The sequence below is a fragment of the Kineococcus gurbantunggutensis genome, from assembly GCF_050871925.1.
Classification (GTDB): Bacteria; Actinomycetota; Actinomycetes; order Actinomycetales; family Kineococcaceae; genus Kineococcus.
In genome coordinates this window covers 1-10,703 of sequence record NZ_JBJLSG010000165.1, presented here as the reverse complement: position 1 = coordinate 10,703, position 10,703 = coordinate 1, and the positions used below count along the sequence as shown (strand labels likewise).

Annotated in this window: 10 protein-coding genes; 4 read left to right on the top strand and 6 right to left on the bottom strand. The window is 78.0% G+C overall.

The window, feature by feature from the left end:
• Positions 1 to 108: 108 nt before the first annotated feature.
• Positions 109 to 399 (bottom strand): hypothetical protein, encoded by a 291-nt coding sequence (locus ACRYR7_RS21475; protein ID WP_432574149.1) that lies wholly within the window; start codon positions 397 to 399, stop codon positions 109 to 111.
• 221 nt (positions 400 to 620) lie between these two features.
• On the opposite strand from ACRYR7_RS21475, the gene ACRYR7_RS21470 reads away from it, so the two are divergent.
• Both ACRYR7_RS21470 and ACRYR7_RS21465 read left to right on the top strand, forming a co-directional pair.
• On the top strand, positions 621 to 2,081 hold the full coding sequence (locus tag ACRYR7_RS21470; protein ID WP_432574150.1) for a hemolysin family protein: 1,461 nt from the start codon (positions 621 to 623) through the stop codon (positions 2,079 to 2,081).
• Positions 2,078 to 3,118, top strand: coding sequence for a CNNM domain-containing protein (locus ACRYR7_RS21465; RefSeq protein ID WP_432574148.1), 1,041 nt, complete (start codon positions 2,078 to 2,080; stop codon positions 3,116 to 3,118). Before ACRYR7_RS21470 ends, ACRYR7_RS21465 begins: the two co-directional genes overlap by 4 nt.
• A gap of 33 nt (positions 3,119 to 3,151) precedes the next feature.
• Here the strand turns inward: ACRYR7_RS21465 and ACRYR7_RS21460 are convergent, their stop codons facing one another.
• Complete coding sequence (locus tag ACRYR7_RS21460) at positions 3,152 to 3,514, bottom strand: PRC-barrel domain-containing protein (RefSeq protein WP_432574147.1); 363 nt, start codon at positions 3,512 to 3,514, stop codon at positions 3,152 to 3,154.
• Positions 3,515 to 3,676: 162 nt separating this feature from the next.
• Here ACRYR7_RS21460 and ACRYR7_RS21455 point away from each other — a divergent pair, with 162 nt between their 5' ends.
• Complete coding sequence (locus ACRYR7_RS21455) at positions 3,677 to 4,612, top strand: hypothetical protein (RefSeq protein WP_432574146.1); 936 nt, start codon at positions 3,677 to 3,679, stop codon at positions 4,610 to 4,612.
• 81 nt (positions 4,613 to 4,693) lie between these two features.
• On the opposite strand, the gene ACRYR7_RS21450 is transcribed toward ACRYR7_RS21455, so the two are convergent.
• The 4 genes from ACRYR7_RS21450 to ACRYR7_RS21435 form a co-directional block, all read right to left on the bottom strand.
• Entirely contained in the window at positions 4,694 to 5,689 is a 996-nt protein-coding gene (locus ACRYR7_RS21450; protein WP_432574145.1) for an NAD(+)/NADH kinase, read from the bottom strand.
• 88 nt (positions 5,690 to 5,777) lie between these two features.
• Complete coding sequence (locus tag ACRYR7_RS21445) at positions 5,778 to 6,641, bottom strand: ABC transporter ATP-binding protein (RefSeq protein ID WP_432574144.1); 864 nt, start codon at positions 6,639 to 6,641, stop codon at positions 5,778 to 5,780.
• Positions 6,642 to 6,727: 86 nt separating this feature from the next.
• Positions 6,728 to 7,843 carry a FecCD family ABC transporter permease gene (locus ACRYR7_RS21440; RefSeq protein WP_432574143.1) on the bottom strand — a complete coding sequence of 372 codons (1,116 nt, stop codon included), beginning with the start codon at positions 7,841 to 7,843 and terminating at the stop codon, positions 6,728 to 6,730.
• Positions 7,840 to 8,907, bottom strand: coding sequence for a FecCD family ABC transporter permease (locus tag ACRYR7_RS21435; RefSeq protein ID WP_432574142.1), 1,068 nt, complete (start codon positions 8,905 to 8,907; stop codon positions 7,840 to 7,842). The genes ACRYR7_RS21440 and ACRYR7_RS21435 overlap by 4 nt, the downstream gene beginning before the upstream one ends.
• A gap of 373 nt (positions 8,908 to 9,280) precedes the next feature.
• On the opposite strand from ACRYR7_RS21435, the gene ACRYR7_RS21430 reads away from it, so the two are divergent.
• A partial coding sequence (locus ACRYR7_RS21430; RefSeq protein ID WP_432574141.1) for a DEAD/DEAH box helicase occupies positions 9,281 to 10,703 on the top strand: 1,423 nt, incomplete at its 3' end.

The following is a 10,703-nucleotide window of genomic DNA, read 5'->3' as shown; positions in this document are numbered from 1 at the left end:
CGTAGTTGGTCTACCGCTGGGTGGGGTTCCACCCCACCGTGCGCATGGCATACTTGGGGGCCGGGTGTGCGCCGGGGGGGGGGCGGCGGCGGGGACCCCGGCCGCCGCTCAGCCGGCGCCCGCCGCGCGCAGCGCCCAGGCGAGCAGCACCGCCAGGACGAGGCCGGCGGCGGCCACCACGGCCAGGAAGCGGGCGAACGACGGCGGCGCAGCGCCCGCGCCGCCCGCGGCGGGAGCGCTGCGGGCGGTGGGCCCGGCGCCCGGGCCGGCGGGCAGCGCCGGCGGCCGGGGCGCCCGCGCGGGCAGGTGCACGCGCTCCCCGGCGATCTCCTCGACGAGCTCGCCCGGCCAGGGGGCGCCGTCGCGCGCCCGGGGTGCGCGCTCGGGGGACGGGGTCATGCCGGTGCATCGTCGCCCCGCCGCCCGACGTTGACGCCCCCTCACCCTTCCGCCGCGCCCGCTCACCCCCGCGGCGCCCCGGCCGCCCGCGCCCGGCGGGCGCAGAGCGGGCGGGAGCGGCCCGGGCGCACCTAGAATCCGAGCGTCATGGACTCACCTGCCGGGCCGCGCAGCGGCCCTCCCCACCATCCTGGCCCGACGTCGCCCGGGGAGCCCACGTGATCGTCGAGTGGCTCCTCCTGCTCGTCGGGGTCCTCCTCACCCTCGGCACCGCCGTGTTCGTCGCCGCCGAGTTCGCCTTCGTCACCCTGGACCGCTTCACGGTCGAGAAGGCCGCCGAGGCCGGTGACCGCCGCGCCGCCGGCGTCCTGCCGGCGCTGCGCACCCTGTCCACCCAGCTCTCCGGCGCCCAGGTCGGCATCACCCTGACCACGCTGCTGCTGGGCTACCTCATGGAGCCCTCGCTGGCCAGCCTGCTCGACGTGCCGCTCACCGGCGCCGGGCTCTCCGAGGGCGCCGCCTCCACCGTCTCCTCCGTGGCCAGCGTCGCCATCGCCACGGTCTTCTCCATGGTCGTGGGCGAGCTGGTGCCCAAGAACCTCGCGCTGAGCCTGCCGCTGCGCACCGCCGGGGTGGTCGCGCCCCTGCAGCGCGGCTTCTCCTGGGCCGCCGGCCCGCTCATCCGCGTCCTCAACGGCAGCGCCAACCGCTTCCTGCGCGCCGTCGGCGTGGAGCCGCAGGAGGAGCTGTCCGGCGCCCGCTCCGCCCGCGAGCTGGCCTCGCTGGTGCGCCGCTCCGCCGACATGGGCACCCTGGACCCCGGCACCGCGAACCTGCTCAGCCGCACCCTCGTCTTCGGCGACCAGACCGCCGCCGACGTGATGACCCCGCGCGTGCGGATGGAGGCGGTGCGCCTGGACGACACCGCCGCCGACGTGATCGTGCTGGCCCGCACCACCGGGCACTCCCGCTTCCCCGTCACCGGTGACGACGACGACGACGTGCGCGGCGTCGTGCACGTCAAGGCCGCCGTCGCCGTGCCCGTCGAGCGCCGCCACGAGGTGCCCGCCGCGGCCCTGATGCAGGACGTGCGGCGCGTGCCGGACTCCCTGCGCCTGGAGCCGCTGCTGCTGCAGCTGCGGCAGAAGGGCCTGCAGTTCGCCCTCGTCGTCGACGAGTACGGCGGCACCGCCGGTGTCGTCACCCTCGAGGACCTCGTCGAGGAGATCGTCGGCGACGTCTCCGACGAGCACGACCGCGACCGCGGCGCCCTGCGCCAGCACCGCGACGGCTCCTGGACCGTCCCCGGCCTCGCGCGCCCCGACGAGGTGCAGGACCGCATCGGCGTTGAGGTCCCCGAGGCCCCCGAGTACGAGACCCTCGGAGGGTTCGTCATGGCCCGCCTGGCCCGCATCCCCGCCGTCGGCGACGAGGTCGCCGTGGACGGCGCCGTGCTGCGCGTGACCCGCATGGAGGGCCGCCGGGTGGACCGGCTGCGGCTGCGCCCGCGCCCCACCGCCGCGGGTGCCGCCGGCGCGAGCGGCACCACCGCTGCCGCCGGCGCCGCCGGCGCCAGCGGCGCGGCGGACGCGCCCGGCGCGGCGGAGCGGCCCGAGGGGGCCCGCCCCGAGCGCCCCCGCGAGCACGCCGGCTCGCACGCCGCCGGTGGGGGGCGCTCGTGAGCACCGGGGCCTCCCTGCTGGTGGGCGTGCTGCTGCTGCTGGGCAACGCCTTCTTCGTCGGCGCCGAGTTCGCCGTCCTGTCCGCCCGGCGCAGCCAGATCGAGCCGCTGGCCGCCACCAGCGCCCGCGCCCGCTCCGCGCTGTCCGCCATGGAGCACGTCTCCCTCATGCTGGCCGCCTGCCAGCTCGGCGTGACCCTGTGCTCCCTGGGCCTGGGCGCCGTCGCCGAGCCCGCGCTGGCGCACCTGCTCGAGCCCGTCTTCGAGGCGGTGCACGTGCCGCACGCGCTCGTGCACCCCGTCGCGGTCGTCCTGGCGCTGACCGTCGTGGTGTACCTGCACGTCGTGGTCGGCGAGATGATCCCGAAGAACCTCAGCATCGCCGGCCCGGACCGCGCCGTGCTGCTGCTGGCCCCGCCGCTGCTGGCGATCGGGCGCGTCATCGGCCCGCTCATCCGCCTGCTGAACGGGCTGACCAACGCGATCCTGCGCGCGGTGGGCGTGGAGCCGAAGGACGAGGTCGCCAGCGCCTTCACCGTCGAGGAGGTGCAGTCGATCGTCGCCGAGAGCCGGCGGGAGGGGACCCTGGACGACTCCCACGGGCTGGTCTCGGGGGCGCTGGAGTTCTCCGACCGCAGCGTCGGGGAGATCGCGGTCCCGCTGGCGGACCTGCGCACCGTGACGGTGGGCGCCACGCCCGCCGACGTGGAGGCGCTGGTGGCGCGCACCGGGTTCAGCCGCTTCCCCGTGCTGGACGCCGCAGGTGACCTGCACGGCTACCTGCACCTGAAGGACCTGCTCTACGCCGACGACGAGCGCTACACCGAACCGGTGCCCGAGAAGCGGATCCGCCAGCTGGGCACGCTGGGCGCGGGCGAGGAGGTCGAGGACGCCCTGGCGGCCATGCGCCGCAGCGGCGCCCACCTGGCCCGCGTCGTCGACGCCCGCGGGCAGGTCACCGGCGTGGTCTTCCTCGAGGACGTCATCGAGGAGCTCGTCGGGGAGGTCAGCGACGCCACCCAGCGCGCCCGCGCCTGACGCGGGCGCGCCAGGGGCGCGCGCCGGGCACGCTCAGCGGCGCGCCAGCCGGCGCCCGCTGGGCGTGTCGGCCGGGGTGTACGCCATGCCGTAGTGGGCGTAGATGCGCGGCTCGTCGTCCGGGCCGAGCTCCTCGTCGGTGCCGAACTCCGGCGCGGCCTTCACCGTCTCCTTGGGGAAGGCGACCCGGATGTCGTGCCGGCCCACGGCGGCCTGGTCCAGCGGCACCATGACCACCTTCTTGAACCCCACCAGACCGGTCTCCACGGCGCCGAACAGCCACTCGTCGGTGGCCGCGTCGACGTACACGGACGCCAGCGTCCCGATCTTCTGGTCGGTCACGTCGGTGACGGCCGCGCCCTTCCACTGGTTCAGGTCCTGCACGAGGATCGTCATGGCGCCACTGTGGCGGAGGCGGCCGCGCCCGGCCACCGCTGGCCGCGCCCGCCGCCCTCGGCGGCCCTCGGCGGCCCTCACGAGAGCTTCACAGCCTCTCCCGCCCGCCGCTGCCCGCACCGGCGGGCGGGTGCCGCGCCGGGTGCGACCATGGGTGGCGGCATGAGCGAACAGACCCCCGAGCGCACCCGTCTCACGATCAACTGGCTCCAGATCGCCGGTGGCGCCCTCGCGGCCGTCACCTCGGCCTTCGTCCTCGCCGGCCTGAAGAGCCTGGGCCCCTTCGGCACCCTCCTGGGCGCCGCGGTCGGCAGCGTCGCGGCCTCCACCGCCGCGGCGATCTACAACCACTACCTCACGGTGAGCAGCCAGCGGCTCGCGGACGCCGCGCGCCGCGCCCGCGAGCGCCGCCACGACCCCTCGCCGGTGCCCGCCCCGCAGGACGAGCACCCCGAGCGCACCGACCCGCCGGTGCCCGCCGGCGGGGACGAGACCGCGCAGCTGCCGCCGGTGCCCGCCGGCGAGGACGAGGCCGTGCCGCCGCGGCGCCGGCGCATCCGCCCCGGGCACGTCGTGCTGCTGGGCGTGCTGGCGTTCGTCATCTCCGTGGGCGCGATCTTCGGGTACGAGCAGCTCTCCGGGCGCAGCGTGGCCGCCGAGCGGCAGGGGAGCGCGCAGAGCACCGACCAGCGCAGCATCCTGGGCACCACGATCCCCCCGGCCGCCACCACCGCGGAGCCGACGGACAGCGCCACGGCCACCGACGGGGCGACCGCGACCGAGCCCTCCGGCGACGCGAGCGCGACCGCGACGGAGTCCTCCGCGGACGAGCCGACGTCCACCGCGACCTCGAGCGCCACCTCCACGACCGCGCCCACCGAGCGCAGCAGCGCCACCGCCACGGCGACCCGCTCCTCGGGCAGCACCGCCACGGCCACCGCCACGGGCGGCTCGGGCGGGGGCTCGGACGCCGGCTCCTCCGGCTCGGGCGAGGGCGGCGAGCGCCAGGGGCGCAGCGCCCCCTCGCCGACGGCCGGCGGCGGGGACGAGGAGGCCGCGGCCCCGGCGCCCAGCGGTCAGCCGACCACCGCGCCCTGACCGGGCGCCACCGCGCCCGCCGTCGCGCCCGTCACCGAGCCCGTCACCACCGGGCTCGTCACCACCGGGAGCGGTCCCGCCTCAGCGGGGCCGCTCCTGCGCGTCGCGGGCCGGTTCGGCGCGCGGCGCCTCGTGCCGGCGCTTGTCCTGCGGCACCAGCTCGATCATCTCGTCGGGCAGCAGCGGCAGGTCCAGCAGGCTCAGCTTCACGCGCGAGCGCCGGCCGTGGTCGCCGGAGTCCAGGCGGATGACGTGCCCGGCGTCGCGCTCGGCGCGCACCTCCACGACCGAGCCGACGGCCAGCTCGCCGGAGGCGATGCCGTCGACCTCCAGCACCGGCGGGCCGGAGGACTCCAGCAGCTCCAGGCGCACCGGCTCGTCCACGCCCAGCACGATGGGCCGCCCGATGCCGGACATCGGCGCGACGGGGGTGACGACCAGGGCGTCGGCGCCGGGGGAGACCACCGGCCCGCCGGCGGCGTAGCTGTAGGCGGTCGAGCCGGTGGGCGTGGCCAGCACCACGGCGTCGCCGCGCAGGTAGCCGATGCGCTGGCCGGCCACCGACAGGGCGGCCACCACGGCGCCGCGGCCGGGCGTGCGGGCCAGCGCCACGTCGTTGAAGGCCACCGCCTCGCGCCCGGGCGCGCTCAGCCGCAGGCACAGGTGCGGCTCGACGGTGAAGTCCCCGGCGGTGATCCGCTCCAGCGCCCCCGGCAGCTCGCGCGGCTCCAGCTCCACCAGGAAGCCCAGGTGGCCCAGGTTCACGCCCAGCACGGGGATGCGCCGGCCCACCACCAGGCGCAGCGCGCCGAGCATGGTGCCGTCCCCGCCGAGGCTGACGACGGCGTCGGCGGTGCGCGCGAACTCCTCCTGGTCCACCAGCACCACGTCGTCGCGGCGCGCGCCCAGGCGCTGGGCGTCCGCGCGCAGGCCCACGACCTCGTCGCCGTGCCCGCGGGCCCAGTCCACGACCAGGGACACCTGCTCGGTCACGTCGCGGGTGGGGTGCACCACCAGGCCCAGTCGCTTGCCGGCGCGGGGGCCGGCGGGCGGCGCGGGTGTCACGGCTGCGGGCACGCCGCCCACGCTACTGCCCGGCCCGCGCGCGCCCCCCGCCCGGCCGGGGCGGCCTGCCCGCCCGCCCGGTGCGCACCGCTCGCGGCGCTCAGACGGCCACGGCACCGCGGCCGCGGCCCGGGCGCGCTCGCGGCACGACCAGCGGGGTGCCGGTCTCCGGGTCGGGCACCACCACGCACGGCAGGCCGAAGACCTCCTCGACCAGCTCGGCGGTGACGATCCGGGACGGCTCGCCCTCGGCCACCACGCGCCCCTCCTTCAGCGCCACCAGGTGGGTGGCGTAGCGGCAGGCGTGGTTGAGGTCGTGCAGCACGGCCACGAGGGTGCGCCCCTGCTCCTCGTGCAGCTGCGCGCACAGGTCCAGCACCTCGATCTGGTGGGCGATGTCGAGGTAGGTGGTGGGCTCGTCCAGCAGCAGCAGCGGCGTCTCCTGCGCCAGCGCCATGGCGATCCACACCCGCTGGCGCTGGCCGCCGGAGAGCTCGTCGACGCCGCGCTCGGCCAGCTCGAGCACCTGCGTGGCGGCCATCGCGGCGTCCACGGCGCGCTCGTCCTCGCGCGTCCACTGCCGCAGCAGCTTCTGGTGCGGGAAGCGGCCGCGGGCGACCAGGTCGGCGACGGTGATGCCGTCGGGGGCGGTGGCGCTCTGCGGCAGCAGGCCCAGCCGGCGCGCGACCTCCTTGCTGGGCAGCGACTGGATCACCGAGCCGTCCAGGTACACGTGGCCCCGCTCGGGGGTGAGCATGCGCGCCAGCGCGCGCAGCAGCGTGGACTTGCCGCAGGCGTTGGGGCCGATGACGACGGTGAAGGAGCCGTCGGGCACCTCGATGCCCAGGCCGCGGGCGATGGTGCGCTCGCCGTAGGCGAGCGTGAGGTCCTCACCGCGCAGCCGGTTGCCGCCGGGGGTGCCGGGGGCCGCCCCGGTGCTGGTGCGCGCGCGCTTGGCCGCCACTGCCGCCTCGTCCTCGTCTCGTGGGGGTGCTGGGTCGGGGGTGCTGGGTCGGGGGTGCTCGGGTCCGGGGTGCTCGTGCGGGCGGTTCAGCCGCGGCCGCGGCGCCACTGCCCCACGAGCAGGTACGCCAGGTACAGCCCGCCCACGGCGCCGGTGACGACGCCCACGGGCAGCTGGGTGGGGGCGAACAGGCGCTGCGCGGCGAAGTCGCTGACCACGACGACCAGCGCGCCCGTCAGGCCCGCGGCCACCAGGCCCGGGCCGACCGCGCCGGTCAGGCGGCGGGCGACCTGCGGGGCGGCCAGCGCCACGAAGGACACCGGGCCGGCGGCCATCGCCGCCAGGGCGGTGACGACCACGGCCACCGCCAGCACGACCAGGCGCACCCGCTCCACCCGCACCCCCAGGGCGCGGGCGGCGTCGTCGCCCAGGTCCAGCAGCGCCAGCGACCGGCCCGCCACCAGCAGGGCCGGCACCAGCACGGCCAGCCCGACCCCCAGCGGCACGGCCTGCTCCCAGCCGCGGCCGTTGAGGCTGCCGGTGACCCACACCTGCGCCGCCTGCGCCTCCTCCACCTGCGCGCGCGTGAGCAGGTAGTTGTTGACCGCCTGGAGCACGGCGGTGACGCCGATGCCGACGAGGATGAGCCGGTAGCCGTGCACGCCGCCGCGCCGGGAGAGCAGGTAGACGAGCAGGGCGCTGGCCAGGCCGCCGGCCACCGCGCCCACCGGCACGTCCACGCCGGTGCCGCCGAGCACGAGCATCACCACCAGCGCGCCGGTGACCGCGCCGTGGGTGAAGCCGATGACGTCCGGGCTGCCCAGCGGGTTGCGGGTGACGAGCTGGAAGACGGCGCCGGCGACGCCCAGGGCCAGGCCCACGAGCAGGCCGGTGACCAGTCGCGGCAGGCGCAGCCCCAGGACGATGAACTCCTGGGCGCGCTCGCCGTGCCCGGCGAGGGTGCGCAGCACGTCGGGCACGCCGATCGGGTAGTCGCCGGTGGTGAGGCTGACGGCGGACAGGGCCGCCAGGACCGCCAGCAGCACCAGGCACACGCCGGCGGCGCGGCCGTCCACGCGCACGCTCAGCGCTCCGGCGCGCCCGGCGCGCAGGGTGCGCCCGCGCCGGGCGCGGGCGGCGACCGGGGTGGCGGGCGCGGGCAGCGGCGGGGCGCCGGCGCGCACGGGGGCCTGCGCGCTCACAGCTGCGCCAGCCGGCGGCGGCGGACCAGGGCCACGAGCACGGGCGCTCCCAGCAGGGCGGTCACGATGCTGACCTCCAGTTCGCCGGGGCGCACCACGACCCGGCCCAGGACGTCGCTCAGCAGCAGCAGCGCCGGCGACAGGACGAGGGACAGGGGCAGGACCCAGCGCTGGTCGGGGCCGGTGAGGGCCCGCACGACGTGCGGCACGGCCAGGCCCACGAACCAGATCGGCCCCGCGGCGGCGGTGGCCGCCCCGCACAGCAGCGTCACGGCCAGCGCGGTGAGCAGCCGGGTGCGCCCGACGTGGGCGCCCAGGGCCCGGCCGGAGTCCACGCCCAGGGCCAGCGCGTTCAGGGAGCGGGCCTGGGCCAGCGCCAGGACGGTGCCGACGGCGAAGAACGGCAGCACTTGGCGGAAGACGTCCAGGTCGTGCCCGGCCAGGGAGCCCACCTGCCAGAAGCGGAAGCGGTCGAAGGTCGACCGGTCCAGCAGGACCTGCCCGCTGGTGTAGGCGGTCAGCGCCGCGCTGACGGCGGTGCCGGCCAGCGCCAGGCGCACCGGCGTGGCGCCGCCGCGACCGGCGGAGCCGAGCACGTAGACCACGACGGCGACGACGGCCGCGCCGAGCACGGCCGCCCACACCAGCTGCGGGCGCGAGGTCAGCCCGAGCACGCCGACGGCCGTCACCACGGCCGCGGCCGCGCCGGAGTTGACCCCCAGCAGGCCCGGGTCGGCCAGCGGGTTGCGGGTCAGGGCCTGCATGAGCGCCCCGGACAGCCCCAGCGCGGCGCCGACGGCGATCCCGAGCAGGGTGCGCGGCACGCGCAGCTCGCGCACGACGAGGGCGTCCTGGCCCTGGCCCGTCCCGCGCAGCGCGTCGAGCACCGTGCCCAGCGGCACGTCGCGCGAGCCGACGGCGAGGCTGGCGAGCACGGCGGCCGCGAGCAGGGCCAGCGCCAGGACCAGGGCGGCGGCCCGGCGGGTGCGGCCGGGCCGGCGCCGGGGGGCGCTGCCGCCGGCGGGGACGGCCGCGGCCGTGGGTGGGCTCGTCGCGGGTGCCACGAGAGGTGAGGTTAGCCTGCCTTCACGTGCCGCGGGAGCGGGGTGCGCGTCGCCCCGGGGGCGCGCCGGAACACGGGGTCGTCACCTGCGGTTACCCTGGGGAGAGCGGGAGCGCCGTCCGGCGCGCCCGCGGTCGAGTGTTCAGCGCGCGGTGGGGCCCCGGGCCCCCTCGCGGCGCGCAGGTCCCTCGCACGGCGCCCCCGGCGCCGCGGCGGGTGCGGTCGGGCACCACGGCCACCCCCGTCGTCCCGAGAGGCACTCGTTGAACCCCTCCGCGCCCAGCGGCCCCCGCACGTCCACCACGCCCTCCGCGTCCTCGTCCTCCGTGCCGGGCCAGCGCCCGCCGCGCCGCCGCGGTCGCGGCGGCGGGGGCGTGCCCGCGCCGCGCACGGACGCCGCGCGCGCCCCGCAGCAGCAGGCGGCCCCGGCCGCCGCGCCCGCCCCCGTCACCGCCCCGCCGGCCGGCCAGGTCGCCGACGGGCGTTCCTTCGCCGAGCTGGGCGTGCCCGCCGCGCTCGTGGACGTCCTCGCCGCCACCGGCGTCACCGCCCCGTTCCCGATCCAGTCCGCGACGCTGCCGGACTCCCTGGCCGGGCGCGACGTGCTCGGGCGCGGCCGCACCGGCAGCGGCAAGACCATCGCGTTCGCGCTGCCGCTCGTGGCGCGCCTGGCCGCCTCCGGCACCGCGCGGCGCACCACCCGCCCGCGCGCGCTGGTCCTGGTGCCCACCCGTGAGCTGGCCAACCAGGTCTCGGCGACCGTGACCCCGCTGGCGAAGGCCCTCGGGCTGCGCACCGCCGTCGTCTTCGGCGGCGTGGGGCAGAACCCGCAGGTCACCGCGCTGCGCGAGGGCGTGGACGTGCTCGTGGCCTGCCCGGGCCGGCTGGAGGACCTCATCCGCCAGGGCCACTGCCGCCTGGACGCGGTGGAGGTCACCGTCCTGGACGAGGCCGACCACATGGCCGACCTGGGCTTCCTGCCCGGCGTCAAGCGCCTGCTGGACGCCACCCCCGCAGGCGGGCAGCGCCTGCTGTTCTCCGCGACCCTGGACAACGGCGTCGACGTGCTCGTCAAGCGCTACCTGTCGCAGCCGGTGACGCACTCGGTGGACCCGGCCGTGGCGCCGGTGTCGACGATGGAGCACCACGTGCTGGAGGTCTCCGCCGACGGCAAGGCCGCGCTGGTGCGCGACCTGGCCTCCGGGCAGGGCCGCACCGTGCTGTTCACCCGCACCAAGCACGGCGCCAAGAAGCTGGCCAAGCAGCTCACCGCCGGCGGCACCCCCGCCGTGGACCTGCACGGCAACCTCAGCCAGAACGCCCGCGAGCGCAACCTCGGCGCGTTCTCCGAGGGCTCGGTGCGCGTGCTGGTGGCCACCGACATCGCCGCGCGCGGCATCCACGTCGACGAGGTCGGCCTGGTCGTGCACGTGGACCCGCCCACCGAGCACAAGGCGTACCTGCACCGCTCCGGGCGCACCGCGCGCGCCGGCGCCGGCGGCACGGTCGTCACCGTCGCCACCCCGGACCAGCGCGCCGACGTGCGCCTGCTGGCGCGCCAGGCGGGCATCTCCCCGCGCTGGACCTCCGTGGTCGCCGGCGACGCCGTCGTCGAGGGCCTCGTCGGCCCGCGCGCGGCGTGGGTGGACCCGGCCAGCTCCCCGGTGCCCACCGCGCCGCCGCAGCCGCAGCGCGCGCCCCGCGCCCCGCAGGCCCCGGCCGGCCGCCGCCCCCGGCAGCAGGGCCCGCTGGGCCCGGGGGCGGGGGGGGGGGGGGGGGCCGCGGGCGGCGCGGCGG